13 protein-coding genes are annotated in these 17,873 nt (G+C 40.3%); 9 read left to right on the forward strand and 4 right to left on the reverse strand.

What is annotated here, in order from left to right:
• Positions 1-33 precede the first annotated feature (33 nt).
• The 3 genes from MTCD1_RS16355 to MTCD1_RS16365 all read left to right on the forward strand — a co-directional run bounded on the left by MTCD1_RS16355 (position 34) and on the right by MTCD1_RS16365 (position 4,323).
• A complete protein-coding gene (locus MTCD1_RS16355) occupies positions 34-1,260 on the forward strand; it encodes a TonB-dependent receptor domain-containing protein (RefSeq protein WP_082606489.1) in 1,227 nt (408 codons plus the stop codon).
• Between the two features lie 118 nt (positions 1,261-1,378).
• Positions 1,379-2,668, forward strand: a complete 1,290-nt coding sequence (locus MTCD1_RS16360) for a M14 family metallopeptidase (protein ID WP_231733015.1) — start codon at positions 1,379-1,381, stop codon at positions 2,666-2,668.
• Positions 2,669-2,676: 8 nt separating this feature from the next.
• On the forward strand, positions 2,677-4,323 hold the full coding sequence (locus MTCD1_RS16365; RefSeq protein ID WP_057180935.1) for an N-acyl-D-amino-acid deacylase family protein: 1,647 nt from the start codon (positions 2,677-2,679) through the stop codon (positions 4,321-4,323).
• 362 nt (positions 4,324-4,685) lie between these two features.
• On the opposite strand, the gene MTCD1_RS16370 is transcribed toward MTCD1_RS16365, so the two are convergent.
• From MTCD1_RS16370 to MTCD1_RS16380, 3 genes are all read right to left on the reverse strand, one after another.
• Positions 4,686-6,572, reverse strand: coding sequence for a DEAD/DEAH box helicase (locus MTCD1_RS16370; protein WP_057180936.1), 1,887 nt, complete (start codon positions 6,570-6,572; stop codon positions 4,686-4,688).
• Positions 6,573-7,018: 446 nt separating this feature from the next.
• Entirely contained in the window at positions 7,019-7,231 is a 213-nt protein-coding gene (locus MTCD1_RS16375) for a hypothetical protein (protein ID WP_143760134.1), read from the reverse strand.
• A 153-nt stretch (positions 7,232-7,384) separates the two neighbouring features.
• Positions 7,385-8,311 (reverse strand): LysR family transcriptional regulator, encoded by a 927-nt coding sequence (locus MTCD1_RS16380; protein ID WP_057180938.1) that lies wholly within the window; start codon positions 8,309-8,311, stop codon positions 7,385-7,387.
• 135 nt (positions 8,312-8,446) lie between these two features.
• Between MTCD1_RS16380 and MTCD1_RS16385 the strand changes: the two genes are divergently transcribed.
• The 6 genes from MTCD1_RS16385 to MTCD1_RS16410 all read left to right on the forward strand — a co-directional run bounded on the left by MTCD1_RS16385 (position 8,447) and on the right by MTCD1_RS16410 (position 17,241).
• Positions 8,447-9,904 (forward strand): NAD-dependent succinate-semialdehyde dehydrogenase, encoded by a 1,458-nt coding sequence (locus tag MTCD1_RS16385; RefSeq protein ID WP_057180939.1) that lies wholly within the window; start codon positions 8,447-8,449, stop codon positions 9,902-9,904.
• A 99-nt stretch (positions 9,905-10,003) separates the two neighbouring features.
• Complete coding sequence (gene gabT / locus MTCD1_RS16390) at positions 10,004-11,296, forward strand: 4-aminobutyrate--2-oxoglutarate transaminase (RefSeq protein WP_057180940.1); 1,293 nt, start codon at positions 10,004-10,006, stop codon at positions 11,294-11,296.
• A 243-nt stretch (positions 11,297-11,539) separates the two neighbouring features.
• Positions 11,540-13,702 (forward strand): CapA family protein, encoded by a 2,163-nt coding sequence (locus tag MTCD1_RS16395; protein ID WP_057180941.1) that lies wholly within the window; start codon positions 11,540-11,542, stop codon positions 13,700-13,702.
• Between the two features lie 315 nt (positions 13,703-14,017).
• Entirely contained in the window at positions 14,018-15,556 is a 1,539-nt protein-coding gene (locus tag MTCD1_RS16400) for a methyl-accepting chemotaxis protein (protein ID WP_057180942.1), read from the forward strand.
• A 312-nt stretch (positions 15,557-15,868) separates the two neighbouring features.
• Positions 15,869-16,690: a M90 family metallopeptidase gene (locus MTCD1_RS16405; RefSeq protein ID WP_057180943.1), complete on the forward strand. Its 822-nt coding sequence runs from the start codon at positions 15,869-15,871 to the stop codon at positions 16,688-16,690.
• Between the two features lie 191 nt (positions 16,691-16,881).
• Positions 16,882-17,241, forward strand: coding sequence for a SpoIIAA family protein (locus MTCD1_RS16410; RefSeq protein WP_057180944.1), 360 nt, complete (start codon positions 16,882-16,884; stop codon positions 17,239-17,241).
• A gap of 172 nt (positions 17,242-17,413) precedes the next feature.
• Here MTCD1_RS16410 and MTCD1_RS22155 read toward each other — a convergent pair whose 3' ends face one another.
• Positions 17,414-17,536 (reverse strand): hypothetical protein, encoded by a 123-nt coding sequence (locus tag MTCD1_RS22155; RefSeq protein WP_257721036.1) that lies wholly within the window; start codon positions 17,534-17,536, stop codon positions 17,414-17,416.
• Positions 17,537-17,873 lie beyond the last annotated feature (337 nt).

A 17,873-nucleotide genomic window follows, 5' to 3' on the forward strand; every position in this document is an offset into this window, starting at 1 on the left:
TGACATTGCTCTAGCACTAGGAGGGTTAAAGGCATGCGCGGATGCACAATTCAGATAAAGAAATGGGGATCCCTCAGCTATGGCGTGGTTAATGACAGTTCTTTATATGGAAGTAGTGCCACCTCAGATGCCAGTGCAAGTCGTAATATTGGCTCAGTCTTTGCGGAAGTGATTTTGCCATTACTTGACAGTGGTGATCAGTATGCAGAAGTGCAACTTGCCGCACGTTATGAAAACTTCTCCGATGCTGGCGATGCCTTAAAGCCTAAAGTTGCTTTCTTCTATAAACCGACCAACTGGCTTAGTTTACGCGCCTCTTATGCCGGTGGTTTTAAAGTACCGGGTTTACAGCAAAGTGCTGATAATAGCAGTATGCCACGTCGTAGTAGTAAATATGATCCGGTACTTGATGATAGTTATGCCATTATTGACAACCGTCTAGGTAATTCAAATCTTGAGTCAGAAGACAGTGTGAATACTTCTTTTGGTATCATCTTTGAACCGACAGACAACTTAACCTTCACCATAGACGCTTGGAATATTGAGCAAGAAAACCTAGTTTTCCTAACACCTTATGACACAGTAATTGCCTATGATTATATCCTACAACAACAAGGCTCAAGTGAGCCTACGGTAATTCGTGGTACTGATGGTACAGTTAGCGAAGTACGAAACAAATATAAAAATGCTTCCAAGCAAGAGCTGGCGGGTATTGATTTTGGCATAGTATATGATTTTGAAACAGCCATTGGTGACTTTGAATTTAACGTTAATGCTGCGTATTTATCTAAGTATGAGGTTTCTGTTGATGAAATTTCAGCCAAGGTACTTGCCGCACAAGAAGATTTAGCAACATACCCTAACCTTGAGAAGGTCACAGTTAAAGGGGTAGGCGATCAAATCTTACAAGATGGTAGCCCAGAATGGCGCGCTAAAAGCTCACTCAACTGGCGATTTAATGGTTGGGGCGCAGGTGTTAGTCTAAATTATGTTAGTGAATTTATTGATACCAGCACGGACGTAAAAATTGATGATGAAAAAGTGTTTTTACCTATAGATAGCTTCACTACTATTGATGTGTATGGCTCTTATAGATTCTCAGAAGGTACTATGTTAGAGGGTTCGTATGTAAGAATAGGCGTTCGAAATATCGGTGATGAAGAGCCGCCAGTAGCCGATAATTACTGGCATGGTTACTCGGGTGATTATCATTCAAACCGTGGTCGTTACTTGTACATGAATCTGAGCAAAACTTTTTAGTCGAGCCATATTAATTTTAGCCTTTATTCATTATAAGTAAACGATAAACGTTATGGCTCGGTTAGTTAATACTAGTCGAGCCATATTAATTCAAAGCAACTAACAATTAGAAAATATGATGAAATTATTGAAAACTTCTTCGTTGTTATTACCCCTATTCTTGTTTTCTTGTACTACTGCTCATGTTATTGAAAAAGAAAGCCCGTCTGTTGTTGCTAACACGACAACAGAGCAACTAACCGCTAGTGTCATAAGCTCGGCTGATGAAACCTCACTTACTAGCGCAATTAAACCCGTTAAGCTAACGAGTATAACGAATCAATCTTGCGCTATTGGTAAGGTCAGGTTAACCGCTAACTTTGCCGCGGGCCGTATGGACGAATGTAAGCGCGTTGCTGAAAATGAATTCGACATTATTTTAGTCCCTGAAAATACCCCGATAAATTCAAGCCCTTGGTATGCTTTTAAAATACAGGCTGAGCAAAACACTGACATTAAAATCACCATGAGAGTTCGTGGTGATAATCATAGGTATCCGCCAAAAATCAGTCGTGATGGTAAAACCTGGCAACTGCAAAAATATAAGATAAAAGGTAAGCGCTTAATTATGAAGGTGACAGCATCGCCTAAGCCGATTATTATTGCTGCCCAAGAAATCATTAATAATCAATATTATGTAGATTGGGCTAAGAAATTAACCGATGAAAATAGCTTTACCCACAGTGTCTTAGGGCTATCAACACAAGGGCGGCCTATCTATAAAATTGAAAGCAGAAATCCCCAGACTAATGAATGGGTGATTATTCTAGGCCGACAACATCCGCCAGAAGTTACCGGTGCTTTGGCACTATTTCCTTTTGTAGAAACACTGCTATCAAGTAGCGAACTCAGTAATTATTTTCTAAGAAAGTACAATGTTTTAGTTATCCCAAACATAAACCCAGATGGCGTTGATGCGGGAAATTGGCGTAGTAATGCCAATGGTTTAGATTTAAACCGCGACTGGGTAGATTTCACACAAGTTGAAACAAGATTAATTAATGACTATTTACAGCATTTGGTTGCTCAAGGACAAAAAATAAAGTTTGCGATAGATTTTCACTCCACCAAAAGTGATATCTTTTATACCATGCCAGTTGATTACGGTATTGAAAAGGCTTATTTTGTCAGACATTGGTTAGCTGAACTCGACCGTCAAATGCCTAATTTTAACGTGGTACTAAGACCCGGTAATAATCCTGATTTAGGTGTGTCTAAACAGTATTTCTCTGATAAGTTTGGTATTCATGCCATTACCTATGAAATGGGTGATAATACCGATCGTACTAAGATAAAACTTATTGCTTTTAAATCAGCTAACATACTGATGATTAATATGTTATCAGACGTTGACCATGACAAACAATAGGACCTTTTATGAGTATATTTGATGTGAAATTTCTGGCTATGAAAGTGATAGCTGAAAAGTCACTTAATAAAAAAACCATCGTTATAGCGCTCGCTTTAGCGTTATTAACGGCTTGCTTTGATGAAGGTAAAGTGGAAAATAATGGGCAAAGTGCAATACAAACTACGTTTGCGAGTAAGGTTGATTTATTAATCATTAACGGCACGGTTTACACCGGTGACAGTAGCCAAGCACAGCAACTAGATATTGCCATTTGCCAGAAAATTATTTGCGGCTTATATCCTAGTGGTGAGCACAGTATTAAGGCGATAAAAACAATTGATGCCAAAGGCAAAATTGTTAGTCCTGGCTTTATTGACCCACATACCCATTCTTTGAGTGAGTTATTAAGTAAAGATAAAAACCACAATTTAAATTACTTAACCCAAGGTGTCACCACAGTAATTAATGGCAATGACGGCGGTGGCCCCGTTGATATTGCGGCCATGGCAGACAAATTAACAGCCAATGGCATAGGCACTAATACCGCGTTATTAGTGGGGCACGGCAGTTTAAGAGAGCAAGTGATGGGTAGAGCCGAGCGTTATGCGACGTCTGCAGAACTCAAGGAAATGTCGGCACTATTAACAACGGCAATGCAAGCCGGCGCTATTGGCTTATCAACGGGTTTATACTATGTGCCCGGCAGTTATGCCAATACTGATGAAGTGATCAGCTTAGCAAAAATTGCCAGTCACTATGGCGGTATTTATGACACCCATTTACGTGATGAAAGTACCTTTAATATAGGTTTTACTGCCGCGTTAGCTGAAGCCATTAATATTGCCGACAAGGCCGATATTCACCTGCATTTAGCGCATATAAAAGCACTAGGCGTTGATGTTTGGGGGCAAAGTGAGCAGGCAATAGCAATAATTACTCAAGCGCAAAAAAATGGTACTTCGATATCTGCGGATCAATATCCCTGGTTAGCATCAGGGACCAAGCTGCGTAGTGCGGTTATGCCTAAATGGGTGATGGCAGATTCTAAACAAGCTTTTCATCAACGCTTAAAACAAGTGGATTTAGCTGAAAAGCTAGGCCAAGAGATCACTGAAAATATTCGCCGCAGAGGTGGCCCTGATTCGCTTTATATAACCGAGTTTACCGATAAAACCTTAGTAGGTTTGAATTTATTGCAAGTCGCAGAGCTGAAAAATTTGCCGATTGTTGCTACCGCTATTGCGTTAGTGCTAGAAGGGGAGGTTAGAGTGGCATCCTTTAATATGTCTCCACAAGATGTTGAACGGTTTATGGTGCAACCTTGGGTGGTTACTTCCTCAGATGGCACTAACGGTCATCCGAGAAAATACGCCAGTTTCCCTAAAAAATACCAAACCTATGTGGTCGATAAAAAGTTACTCACTATGGCCGAGTTTATCAATAGAAGTTCCTCGAAAACGGCAAAAATTCTGGGCCTTAGTGACCGTGGTAAGTTAAAAGTAGGTTATAAGGCCGATGTCATTGTTTTTGATCAACAAGCCTTTGCTCCTAAGGCAACCTTTAGCCAGTGGAATAATTATTCGGTAGGCGTAGAGCAGGTGATTGTTAACGGTACTCTGGTGATAGAAAATTCACAGTATCAAGATATTCTAGCCGGAGAATTTATACAGTAAACTCAACTTGCTTTAGTTAAGCTGCGGCTACGCATAATTTATAAACGGTTTGAACTAATATAGGTAATACTCTATCTGTTGGTTTATGGCTATGTTGTAGTTAGGTGTTGGTAATGCCGTACCCCTTTGATTTACAGTGAGTGTTGGGTGATGTGATAAAAGCGAGCTTCACAAGCATGGATGCTTGTGCAGAGCCCCATGGATGGGTTTATGCGTATCGCTTGTTTACTCACCCACACTAAACTACAACAGAGCCTGGTTTATACAGCTAATTTTGTTGCGAAAATCAGCCATGAAACCGGTGAAATAATTCGATGGTAATATTGTCTATCTGCAGCGATTTTATTCTTGCTTATATGAGTTTATTTGAGTTCATTGGCCTTTCGGTAGTGACCTTGATAGTCAAAAATTCTGTTTTTAATACGCCAGTAATATTTCTGTTTTCTGGCAATGACAAAGTCCGGACAAGGCAATACGTTAGCTAGCTGCAATGCTTGTTGCAGGTTGCCCACTTCAAATGATTCAGTTGAGCCCAGTTGCACACCAATTTTAACACTAAGGCGTTTAGCAAAAATATCATTGAAGGCTTTAACTTGATTAGGTTTAGAAAAATCAAACGATTCATTGAGTTCAGCCCCTTCTTCATCATGGTAAGTGATTTTTAACTTGCCAGCACCCTTATCAGCTCCTTTGTCAGAGACCTCATCTAAACTCATTCCAGAACAGCGAATAATTTTTGCATCCTTAAGTTGCAGGGCCTTTTTTAACATGTCATCGGGGTCAACTAATACCTCGAAGCACTGCAAACAGGTTCGAGCAGCAATATCATTTTCACCCCCACAGTGCGGGCACTCTTTAAAGACAAAGCGATAGTCACATTGACGCTCTTTTGCTTGCTCTTCACTGGGTTCAGCTACGAGCCCTTGGCATCGTCGGCCGTAATGCTCAACTAAATAACCGTCATCATCACAGGTGCCCCAAAATATATTGGGAAATTCACAACTTGGGCAAACGACTTGTACCGGCTGGCTGTTACTATTCGGTTTTTTTTCACCCACTTCGGGGTGATAGAGATCAAAATCATTGCCGGTATAGTCAATTACCAAGCAATCTTTTTTGTTTTCACTCAAACGCAGGCCACGACCGATTATTTGCTGATAGAGACTAACCGATTGTGTTGGCCGTAATATTGCGATCATATCGACATGGGGCGCATCAAAGCCAGTGGTTAATACCGAAACATTAACCAGGTATTTAATCTCTTTTCGTTTGAATGCCTTAATTAAATTATCGCGCTCAGTGCTGTCGGTGGCGCCGGTAATTAAGGCACTCAGTGTCGCGGGTAAGTAACTAAAAATTTCTTTGGCATGTTCAACCGTGGCCGCAAATATCATAATGCCTTGACGTTCATGCCCTAACTCAATGACCTGTTCAATAATGCCTTGAGTCACCCGGTGATTTTTATGTAAGAGATGATTCATATCCGTAGAACTATATTCGCCCGAGGCGTTTTCTCTAAGACTACTAAAGTCATAGTGCTCTATGGTGGCATCTACTAAGTTGGGTTCGGTTAAATACTTGCGTTTAATTAAGTAGCGCAGCGGTAGTTCATAAATACAGCGATCAAAAGGCCGTTTTTGTTCACTACGGATGAAGCCGCGATAATGCTTTTGATAAATCCAGCCCATGCCTAAACGATAAGGGGTTGCGGTTAAACCCAATAATTTCACCTCGGGATTAACCTGCATCAATTTCTCAATGATTTGTTGATACTGGTTAGTGCTTGACTCATCCTTTAACTCATCTTTTGACTTGTCTTTCAATTCGGCTTTTGATGTGCCTTTTAATTCGTCTTTTGATGTGTCAGGGCTGGCCAGATTAACCCGGTGACATTCGTCAATAATAATTAATGAATAGGGCTCACTGAAATCATGTAGATTTCGGGCGGCCGATTGTATGCTGGCGAAGGTGACTTGGTGTTGAGTTTCTTTGAGTTTTAAACCCGCTGAATAAATACCTGCAGTTACCCCATATGTTTCGTATTTTTGATGATTCTGCTCTACCAATTCTTTAACGTGGGTCAGCACCAGTATTTTTCGTTTTGCTAAGCGAGCAAGCTCGGCGATCACTAAACTTTTACCTGAGCCCGTAGGTAAAACAATTACTGCAGATTCATTGGTTTTTCGGAAGTGTTTGAGCACCGCAGCAACGGCTTCTTGTTGGTAATCTCTAAGTTGAAAAACTGCCACGCAGTGGTGCTGCCTTATCGTGATGGAAAGTCGCCATAATAGCAAAAGAGTGGCCAAGTCTAAAACTTAAAGCAACTTTTATTCTTCATTAGTTTGCAGCTGGCTAATTTATAGGAAGAATAAAAAGGGAGAGTATTGTATTTTTTCAGACGATTTATCTAGGTATACTTAGACATTGCTTTATAAACTATTCATTAATTGTTCGTTAATCTTTCTAGCCAACCAACCAACCAACCATGCAGCCAGCCCAATAAGTCCTATACGGAAAGAACGAGCCAATATCCAATATTAACAAAATGACTTAATTTATTTTTAGGTGAGTTGTTAGCCCAAGTATGCTTTAAGGATGGATCTTCGCTGGCAGATATATCGAAGGTGAAGACCCGCCGGATGATTATAAATAGGCTGTTACTCATCCAGTTATATGTTCAGCTCTCGTCGTAGCTTTAGTTATAACCTAGTACATAGCTATAATTGCATTCATCAAAATCAAAGTATCTCATTAAGGGAGCACTTTCTTGGTTATCGTTACTCGCCATTGATTGCTTATTACTTGCTAAGTTAGTCGCAGAAATTTTTGCTGAGCTAGTCGCCAAGCTAGCTACTGGCTTATTGTTGTTATTGGTCTGTTGCTCTTGAGCATCGTCGGTATTAGCCATAATCATCACCTTGTTATAATCGTTATTAATCATCTTGGCTTACCATAATGTAATTTTTTTTAAAAAAATGAAAAGACTTAAGTTTTGTTCACCCATAAATAAAGGTTATGGCCTGATAGACACAGTATTTTCAAGGTATAGCATGGGCGTGAGTTAATTCACTTGAAATACTTTTTTGAAAATATCGCAAAGTAAATTCACCTTGTTAACTTCCCGGGGTGATCTTTTTGTCACCAAGGACAAGTTAAATTGATAGGTATGACTACTGGGTTTAATGATACGAATTTGACCTTGGTTTAATTCTTCTTGAATATAGCTTTGTGGCATATAGCCAAGATAACGGCCGGATAAGATCATGGCTTTACGGGTATCAAACTGATATGACTTAGCCGATAAATTTAGCTTCATTAACTGCGCTTTACCTTCACTGTCTATATCTATACCAGGATGAATGGCCGCGACTTCGGCTAAGGCTTGCTCTGAAATGGCACTATCAACTTGACTAAAAAAGGGGTGTTCTTTCGCGCAACATAAGTAAATAGGCTCGTTTGACAGGGCAGTATAACTTAAGCCCTCTATCTGCTGATAACTTGGAAATAAACCGATATGGGCTTTATCTTTTAATAATTGCTTTTCAATGGTGGCAATAGCATCACCGTCTAAAACAATATGTAAGTTGGGTGAGTCATCGTGCAGTTGTTGAATAACTTGCGCCAGTTTCTGCTGCTTAAACGAGTCTAGTTGATCGGCGCATAAAATTACTAATTCACCACTCAGTTCTTTGCCCAAGGTACCGACCAGTAAGGAAAAGTCATTGAGCGAATCAAATAACTCTATTACCGCTCGGTAAACCGCTTGGCCGTCTTCGGTTAACGAAAAACCGCCTCGACCACGACGACATAGCGTTAACTTCATCCGTGTTTCTAAGTTAGACATATGCACACTGATGGTTGAGCGGGTAATGCCTAATGCTAATTCTGCGGCAGCAAAACCACCGTATTCAACCACTGAGCTGAAAATTCGCAATAAACGTAAGTCATACTCAGTAACTGGCTTGGGGATGATCGAGGTTTTTTTCATAAATAATTTTCTTTATAAGTTTGGTCTAGTCCAAACAATAGGTTTAATGTTTTATATTTAACCTGAGTTTGTTATGGGTTTCAATAGGGACATAGAGAAAAGAGCAAAACACAGACAATTATGAAGGAGTAGGTTATGAAGGGTTTAGTTGATAAACAATTATTGAAAAATTTTTCCTATATTAATGGCAGCTGGCATAGCAGTGCCACTGAGTTTTCCGTAACCAATCCTGCCAATGGCGCAGAGATCATCAAGGTCAGCAATGCCGGCGTGGTTGAAACCAAGCTGGCAGTAAAAGCTGCGAAAGCGGCTCTAGCGATGTGGTCGGCAAAATCTGCGAACCAAAGAGCGACTTTATTGCGTAACTGGTTTGATTTAATGATGGAAAATATAGATGATTTAGCTCTAATTCTCACCTTAGAGCAAGGTAAACCTTTAGCTGAAGCCAAGGGGGAAGTTGCCTATGGCGCCTCGTTTATAGAGTGGTTTGCTGAAGAAGGTAAACGTGTTTACGGTGATATTATTCCTGCGCCATCAAATGACAAACGTATTATAGTAATTAAACAGCCGGTTGGTGTTGTTGCCTCCATTACCCCATGGAATTTTCCTAACGCCATGATTGCCCGTAAAGCGGCGGCGGCATTGGCGGCAGGTTGTACCTTTGTGGTACGGCCAGCAAAACAAACGCCGCTTTCTGCGCTTGCTATGGCAGAGCTTGCTGAAAGAGCGGGTATTCCTGCGGGAGTCTTCAATGTTGTTGTCGGTGAAGATGCGCGCGGCATGGGCGAAGTGTTAACACAGCACCCTGATATCGCAAAATTCACCTTTACCGGCTCAACGGCAGTGGGAAAAACCTTGCTTAGCCAATGTGCTACCTCAGTTAAAAAAGTATCCATGGAGCTAGGTGGCAATGCTCCCTTTATTGTTTTTGATGATGCCGATATTGATGCCGCAGTGCAGGGCGCTATGGCGTCTAAATACCGTAATGCCGGGCAGACTTGTGTCTGCACTAACCGTATTTTTGTACAGCAAGCTGTGCTGGCACAATTTACTGAAAAATTTGCCCAAGCGGTTAGTGAATTAACCCTGGGTGATGGCTTAGTTGACGGCGTAACCATAGGGCCGATGATTTCGGCGCAAGCGGTCAGTGATGTGGAAAGCTTAGTAAGTCAGTCTATTGCCGCTGGCGCGACATTAATCACCGGTGGTAAAAAAGATCCTGCCGGTGAGAATTTTTACCAAGCAACTATTTTAACCAATGTTACTAACGATATGCCCATTGCTGCCAATGAAATATTTGGCCCGGTATCACCTATTATTGCCTTTGACACTGAAGCTGAAGTGATTGCTATGGCAAATGATACTGAATATGGCTTAGCGGCTTATTTTTATTCTCGTGATATCGGCCGAATTTGGCGAGTAGCGGAAGGTTTAGAGTTCGGTATGATTGGCATCAACGAAGGCATAATTTCTAATGCCGCGGCACCGTTTGGTGGCGTAAAACAATCAGGCAATGGCCGCGAAGGCTCAAAGTACGGTTTAGACGATTATTTAGAAATCAAATATTTATGTATGGGCGGCTTGGATAAATAGCTTACCCCAGGGTAAAAAATTACAAAAACCAGCACTAAAGTAGATATATTAATGGTGCTGGTCAGTTGATTGATAGAAAAATTGAACTAGGTAAATAAAATGACAAATGCAGAATTACAACAAAGAAAAACCCAGGTTATTGCCCGCGGGCAAGGCAATATGTACCCAGTGTATGTCGAGCGTGCACAAAACTCAGAGATTTGGGATGTAGAAGGTAAACGTTATATCGACTTTGGTACGGGCATTGCCGTGTGTAATACCGGTCACAGTCACCCAAAAGTTGTTGCCGCGGTAAAAGCACAATTGGATAAATTTAGTCATACCTGCTTTATGGTAAACCCTTATGAAGTGGCGGTTGAACTAGCAGAAAAGTTAGTGGCAATTGCCCCAGGCGACTCAGAGAAAAAAGCTATTTTTGTTTCTACTGGCGCCGAAGCCGTAGAAAATTGTGTGAAAATAGCGCGTGCTCATACCGGCCGTCGTGGCATTATTGCTTTTAACGGTGGTTTTCATGGCCGTACCAATTTAACCATGGCGTTAACCGGTAAAATAACCCCTTATAAAAATTTATTTGGTCCTTTCCCCAGTGATATCTTCCATGCACCGTTCCCAATTGCTTGTCACGGTATTACCGTTGCGCAATCACTTAAAGCCATTGAAAATCTATTTAAAGTGGATATTGCGCCAACCGATGTTGCTGCCATTATTGTTGAACCTATCCAAGGAGAAGGTGGATTTTATCAAGCGCCAAACGAGTTTTTACAAGCGTTGCGACAACTGTGTGATAAGCACGGTATTGTTTTAATTGCCGATGAAATTCAAACCGGTTTTGCCCGTACCGGTAAAATGTTTAATTTTGAATACGCCAATGTTGAGCCCGATTTAATCACCATGGCAAAAGGTATTGCTGGTGGTTTCCCTATCGCTGCCGTTGTCGGTAAAGCTAACATTATGGATGCACCTTTGCCTGGCGGATTGGGCGGAACTTATGGTGGCTCTCCCGTTGCCTGTGCTGCAGCGTTGGCGGTACTTGATATTATTGAAGAAGAAAATTTAATAGCACGCGCTAATCACATTGGCGCACTATTTAACGAGCAGTTGTCACAATTACAACATAAATTTCCTGAGCTGATTTTAGAGGTGAGAAACAAGGGCGCTATGATTGCCATAGAGCTTATTTGTGCTGGTGATGTTGAACAGCCTAATACTGAGCTAACCCAAGCCATTATTGCCAATACTGCTAAGTATGGTTTAGTACTATTAGCCTGTGGTTTTTATGGCAATGTTATTCGTTTTTTACCGGCATTGACCATCAGTGATGATCTTGTGCATGAAGGCCTTAATGACTTTACTCGCCTATTTACTGATGTAGTTGCCGAAATGGCCAAATAATAGCGATTAACCCTAACAAGCTAACTAACATGGCAAGCTAACGAATGAGTGACTCAGTTAAAAACTGAGTTACTCATTTTTACCTTTAAGTCATACTTTTAAGTCATGCCCTTAGGTTATGTATTATCTATAGATAAGAATGGCTGTTGCTGTAGTTGAGCGCTTTTGCTTGTTTATACTCGGTAATACTAGTCAGTACATTGCTTCATTGAAGCCTTTTTTAGCAAAAAACATGGAATAACTATGCGACAGCTTATAACACTAATAATTATCTTAGCCGCTTTGGGTTTTCAACCTAATGTCACTGCAAATCAAAGTCTTAGTATTACCGGTATTTTACTGGATGAATCACAACAACCCCTTAGTGAGGTAAATGTCACCCTAAACAATAAAACAGTGAGCAGTGATAAGCAGGGCCGTTTTGTCATGCCTATAGATAGCCCAGTGACTAACTCATCGGCGCAACAAGCTATTTATCAGCTTAGCTTTGCAAAAATAGACTATTTCAAAAGTATTCAAACCTTTAGTCATTATGAACTTTTCTATTTGTCCGCAGAAAATCGCCATGGCGTACTTGCTGATATCACCCTAGTGGCTAAAAAAGCTAAGCGAGTAATGCTAGCTTTTGGCGGTGATGTGATGATGGACCGTCGTTATTATAAGCCCTATTTTGGTGATGCTATCTTGATTCATCCAGAAACTCGGCTTAAAGACAGCAAAAAAATTGTTGAGCATATTAAAGCTTATATGAGTATCGCTGATTACGCGGCGGTAAACTTAGAAACACAAATAGCCGATAAAAATCCAGGTGAACGCGCGCCTAAGTCGGTTACCTTTTATTCGCATCCTGAAATTCTTGACGCTTTAGTATGGGCGGGTATTGATTACGTCAGTTTAGGCAATAACCATACCTATGATTACTTAGAACCCGGCATGGCATCGACCATAGCATTTTTACAAGAAAGTCCACTGGATTTTTCTGGTGCTGGCATGAATGAGCAACAAGCGTTAAAGGCACATCGTCAAACAATCAATAATACTGAATTTTCCATGTTAGCTTATGTCGGTTGGGAAGGGCGCTCTGAGCCAACACAAACCGCTAATCATCAACATGGCGGTGCTGCTTATGGTTCGATGGCTAATATTATTAGCTCGGTGCAGCAAGAAGTAAGTCAAGATAGAATCACCATAGTGCAATATCATGGCAGTCAAGAATATGCCAGTAGCCCAACAGGCGTTACCGAGCAACGATTAAAATCGGCATTAGATCATGGTGCAGCGCTGGCCATTGCGCATCATCCTCATGTAAGCCAAGGTTTAGAGTTATATAACAATAAGTTAATTGCTTACTCAATGGGAAATTTCATCTTTGATCAGAATTTTAGTGCCACCCAACACAGTTTTATCTTGTATGTTTGGTTAGATGCAGGAAAATTCCATCGCGCGGAAATAGTGCCTTTATATGTCAAAGGTTATAAACCAACCCCAGCAACTGGGGTCAATCGTTATACCGTGATGAAGCGTTTAACCGTGCTTTCTAAGCTGCGAAATACCCATATTAGCCAATCAGGTGGTCACGGTGTTATCACGCCAACAACGGCGTCAGTAACCGTTAAGTCAGTTAATATTAACCTAGTTGAGCCGACGTTCGTTAAAAAGAGCTCAATGCAACATAAGCTGACTTTTGCTCCGGGCAGTAAAATAGCGAGTTTGACTCATTTACCCTGGCATCAACAAATAAGTGCAGTATCTTTACCAAACGAGCAAGTAAAGTATCGATTAGGGAAAAACTTAATCAATGGCAGTGATTTTGAAGGCTTTTCAAGCTTTGATAGCCCAGAACGTGGTTTGTTTTTTGATCGAAGTATCATGAGCTTAAATAATTATGGAGCTAGCGGTAATACCAGTATGTCTTTAGCCCTGAACAAGCAACAAACAACGACCTTTGGTGTGAAGAGTTTTTGGCGGGTTTATTCAGCCAGTAGACCGATGACCATTAAAGCGAACTATCTGAGCAAAAATTCGGTTAAATTGCATTATTACTGGCAGGGCAGAAAAAGCAGACAAAAATTATTTGATGCTTTTAAAAACAGCCCTAAAAACTTAATCAAAACCCTAGTTCTAGCCGGGAGTGATAAGTGGCAAAGCGTGGAAGTCGATTTTAATTCACCCAGAGTTGGCTATAAAAGTTACCGCATTATGGTTGAAGCTGAACTCATTGATGGCAGCACGACTCAGTTGGCAATAGATGATTTTGCTGTTATTGAATGGCACAGTGCTTTTACTGATAAGGCAACACCACCGTTCTTTTCCCTTGATAGTCGTCAACCGGCTTATTTGGGTCTATCTAATGTCAGTCAACTGGATAAAACCAGCGCCAAAGGGGTTGTTGTTACCACAGAGTAATTTGGCAAGTTCAGTAGCCCGGCACATCGTTGGGCTTTTAAAGACGTGTATTAAATTAAAGGTGTAGAGATAAGTCAATAATCTACTCAGCAAACCAATGGCAGTAACAGCTTTTGTACTTGCATTAACAAATTATTTTCAATAGCACAATTTTACACTAAGGGAGTTGATTCAAATTACATTTTAGTACGTTAAATGTTGATCTATATCAAATAAAAGTGCTTAATATTGCTCTCCAACGATAATTATTTGATTACTAAGCTAAACTTTAGCTTTCAAATTACTTTACCGACTCACCTTTTTGGATATATCTTAATGAACCATACTTCCTCAAATGAAATAACCTTTTCAGCATCCGAACAACTGGTCTCCATTACCGACCTCGATGGCCGAATAACTTACGCTAATGATGAGTTTTGTCGTGTCTCAGGTTACTCCCTAGCTGAGTTGGTTGGCCAACATCATAATATAGTTCGTCATACCAGTATGCCTAAGGAGGCTTTTGCTGATTTATGGCAAAAGCTAAAGCGAGGTGATTCTTGGCGTGGTATGGTTAAAAATCGTTGCAAAACCGGTGGTTTTTACTGGGTTGATGCCTATATAACCCCGTTATATGAAAAAAATAAAGTTGTCGGTTATCAGTCAGTAAGAACTAAGCCAACCGATAGTCAAAAGCAAAAAGCTCAGCAGTTATATGACGGCTTTAATAATGGCAAATCAGTAGTCGATTTTAATGCTAACACCGGTCTAAAACGTATCATTGCTGCCGTTGTCATCCTGCTTGCTTGTATAGCAAACTGGCAGTATTCAGCACCATTAATCTCAACGGCTATTTTATTGACCACAATAGGGGCCATTTTTATCATTTTTACCGAGGAGTTGTTTGTTTTTCCAAAGGTAGCGGCACAGACTAAAATAGCAATTGATAGCCCCTCCCGATACATATTTTCAGGTAAAGGCTTAACCAGCATCATTAATTACCCCGCAGAGTTATATAAAGCAAAAATAAATACCATTTTAGGGCGCAGTAAAGATTCAGGCCGAGGTTTGCTAAAAGTAGCGACTGAACTTGAACAAGCCGCTAATAAAATGCTCGAAGGCATACATGAGGAAAACTCTCATCTTGCACAGTTTGCCACAGCAATCACTCAAATGAGCGCCACCATAGATGAGGTGAGTACCAATACCACCAATACTCATGATAAAATGGTTCATATTCAAGATGAATGTCAGCAAAATATTGAGATCACTAAAGTAACCCAGGCTAAAATAGTTACGCTAGCAGACGAAGTTGGCATAGCGGCAGAAAGTGCGCTTGAGTTAGTTAAGGATGTCGATAAAATTTCTGTCATTATGTCTGAAATACAAGGTATTGCCGACCAAACGAATCTACTGGCTTTAAATGCGGCTATTGAAGCAGCAAGGGCCGGTGAACAAGGCCGTGGTTTTGCCGTGGTTGCCGATGAAGTAAGAACCTTAGCAAGTAGAACCCAAGGTGCTACCGTGCAAATTGAAACGTCGGTAAAAGCGTTACAAACAACGTTAGAGCAATGGAGTAAGGTAATGCTGGCCAGTAAAACTAATGCCGAAGAATGCTCACAAGACACCATGAAAATAACGGTAGCAATGGAAAATGTTATCACTAATGTCAATATGGTAAGTGATATGACCGCGCAAATAGCAACGGCAACTGAGGAGCAAAGTGTTGTCGCTAATCAAATCAATCAGAGCATTATCACCATAGACGGTATCTCGAAAAATAATGCGGATTTAGCTGAGCAGGTCAATAACTGTGGTATTGAAGTCAATAAAAGTGCTGAGTTAATAGAGGGTTTAAGTACCACCTTTAAATAATCAGCAGAGTCGAAACTAATTTTAACGATAAGACGCTAAATCTCAATATATAGCCAAACCACATCAAGATGCAGTTTCAAGTAGCGTGGCTATAACCTTGCAATCAATAAATCGTGCTACTTTATCCATACGGGTAAATTAGCACGGCTATTATCAATGATTTCAAGCCACGTTAGGGGTTAAAAAATTTGATATATGGCGCTGTTCTTCTGCCACGCTATTCAGTCTGCACTATCATTTTAAAACCTTAAGCCTTGAAATTCCCCCAAAGCGTACCAAGTTATTATTCATGTTCACTCTGTAAGGATGTTTATGTTCGCTACTTTGTTACCCTTGTTCATTGCTGTTGCCATCATTGGTTATTTAATGGCAAAACCGTATTGGCGTGAATATAAGCGCGATCAGCTCAGAAGCTTACCTTTTAAAAAACAATGGCGTAAAATAATCCAGCAAAGAATGCCTTATTTTAGGCAAATGCCAACGGATTTACAGCTGCAGCTAAAGCAACATATACAAGTTTTTATTGCAGAAAAAACCTTCATTGGCTGTAATGGCGTTAAAATTACCGATGAAATTAAAATTACCATAGCGGCGCAAGCCTGTTTATTGCTGCTCAATAGAAAAACCGATTATTACCCAAAATTAAAAACCATTTTAGTGTACCCAAGTGCGTTTATTAAAGAGCAGAGCCAACTAAACCCTGATGGGACTATATACACCAAAAGAGTTGCCTTATCAGGAGAGTCTTGGGACTTTGGCAAGATAGTATTATCGTGGCAAGACAGCGTACACGGCGCAGAATTACCTAATGATGGTCACAATGTGGTTATTCATGAATTCGCCCATCAACTGGATCAGGAGAATGGTAAGGCTAATGGCGCGCCTATTTTAGGAAAAGGACAAAGTTATCAATGCTGGTCTAAAATATTTTCACAACAATTTGAAATTCTTAAAAGGCAAGCGGCCTCGGGCACACCCTCAATATTTGACTATTATGGCGCGACCGAGCCAGCAGAGTTTTTTGCCGTAGTCAGTGAAGTGTTTTTTGAAAAATCTAAACAGTTCTCTCAAGAACATCCTGAGCTGTATCGCCAATTAACAAATTATTACAAAGTTGATCCTATTCATTGGTAATCACCTGTTAATCACTTATCAATAACTTGTTAATAATAGGGTATTTGTCCTATTTATTGACGCTTATGCTATAAAAAAAATAACATTGAAGTTATACTATATACATTATAACTTTAATGTTATCAGTACACTTAGCTATACCTAGATTTATTGAGGGCAATAAGTCTAGGGTTCAGGAATAAAATTATTATATGGATATAATCCAAATCTCATTTGCCAGAATTTGTGTTCTGCGCGATGACCTTGCTGAAATCACCGTTGATAGTGGCGTTGATATTAATATGACCATGGTAGCTGAAATTCATCATTGCTTATTGTCACTTTTTAGTCAGTCATTTTCATTACTCATTAACAAAAGCCATTCTTATTCAAGCCAACTCGATGCACTAATAAAATTTGGATCCTTAGCTGCTATAGATAAAATTGCCGTATTTGCGCCAAATAGAATGGCCAAGATGAGTGCTGATTTTTCAGCAACCATTCCAAGTTCTAAAACATTAAACATTGAAGTGTTCGGTAATCGTGATGACGCGCTTGCTTGGTTGACGTAAAGGGATTTATTACCGGTATATGAAAGCAGTTTTTTGTCCTCATAAGAGCTTAGTATTACTAGCAATAATCACTGAATAAGGCTTTTGGCTTTAAGCGCTTGCACGAGCATAATCGGTGAACACAGAGCGGCGCAGATAGCAGACAGTGATAAAGCTTATATCCCTCATATGATTACCGATAGCGGCGTATCCAGCAGTTGTTACCGGTTTTTCGATACAAAGCTAAAGCCGCATGCATCATGCCACTTTGACCTGAGGTTATTTCATGAAAAGGCAGCGCTAGTGTAGTTGCCATACACCTCTGTTACGTCTGGATTTTGTAAAAATGACAGATGCACGCTTTTTAATAAATGTGTTAAATCAGTTACTTGATAACCGTAAATTTTTAAAATATGTAAGGCATGAATTGTACCAGCCGCTCCGGTATAGGCAGACCACTTTGGCCCAATTTTAGCGTAACTCTCCGCATCAAGTAGGTGAGTAAGCCAACTAGCATTTTGTAGTTAGGTGTTGCTAATATAGTAAGCTATTGATTTTACAGTGAGTGTTGGTGGTGTGATAAAAGCGAGCGTCACAAGCATAACGGTAAAGGACGTACCTTATAAGACAATGCATGGAGCATATTGTCCTGA

It is taken from the genome of Colwellia marinimaniae (assembly GCF_002207865.1).
Classification (GTDB): domain Bacteria; phylum Pseudomonadota; class Gammaproteobacteria; order Enterobacterales; family Alteromonadaceae; genus Colwellia; species Colwellia marinimaniae.

Excerpts from the sequence above, each read along its gene's own strand:
- MTCD1_RS16360 (WP_231733015.1), top strand. The coding sequence starts at position 1,379 with ATGAAATTATTGAAAACTTCTTCGTTGTTATTACCCCTATTCTTGTTT.
- MTCD1_RS16355 (WP_082606489.1), top strand. The coding sequence starts at position 34 with ATGCGCGGATGCACAATTCAGATAAAGAAATGGGGATCCCTCAGCTAT.
- MTCD1_RS16365 (WP_057180935.1), top strand. The coding sequence starts at position 2,677 with ATGAGTATATTTGATGTGAAATTTCTGGCTATGAAAGTGATAGCTGAA.
- gabT (WP_057180940.1), top strand. The coding sequence starts at position 10,004 with ATGACAAATGCAGAATTACAACAAAGAAAAACCCAGGTTATTGCCCGC.
- MTCD1_RS16380 (WP_057180938.1), bottom strand. The coding sequence starts at position 8,311 with ATGAAAAAAACCTCGATCATCCCCAAGCCAGTTACTGAGTATGACTTA.
- MTCD1_RS16405 (WP_057180943.1), top strand. The coding sequence starts at position 15,869 with ATGTTCGCTACTTTGTTACCCTTGTTCATTGCTGTTGCCATCATTGGT.
- MTCD1_RS16400 (WP_057180942.1), top strand. The coding sequence starts at position 14,018 with ATGAACCATACTTCCTCAAATGAAATAACCTTTTCAGCATCCGAACAA.
- MTCD1_RS22155 (WP_257721036.1), bottom strand. The coding sequence starts at position 17,536 with ATGGCAACTACACTAGCGCTGCCTTTTCATGAAATAACCTCAGGTCAA.
- MTCD1_RS16385 (WP_057180939.1), top strand. The coding sequence starts at position 8,447 with ATGAAGGGTTTAGTTGATAAACAATTATTGAAAAATTTTTCCTATATT.
- MTCD1_RS16410 (WP_057180944.1), top strand. The coding sequence starts at position 16,882 with ATGGATATAATCCAAATCTCATTTGCCAGAATTTGTGTTCTGCGCGAT.
- MTCD1_RS16375 (WP_143760134.1), bottom strand. The coding sequence starts at position 7,231 with ATGGCTAATACCGACGATGCTCAAGAGCAACAGACCAATAACAACAAT.
- MTCD1_RS16395 (WP_057180941.1), top strand. The coding sequence starts at position 11,540 with ATGCGACAGCTTATAACACTAATAATTATCTTAGCCGCTTTGGGTTTT.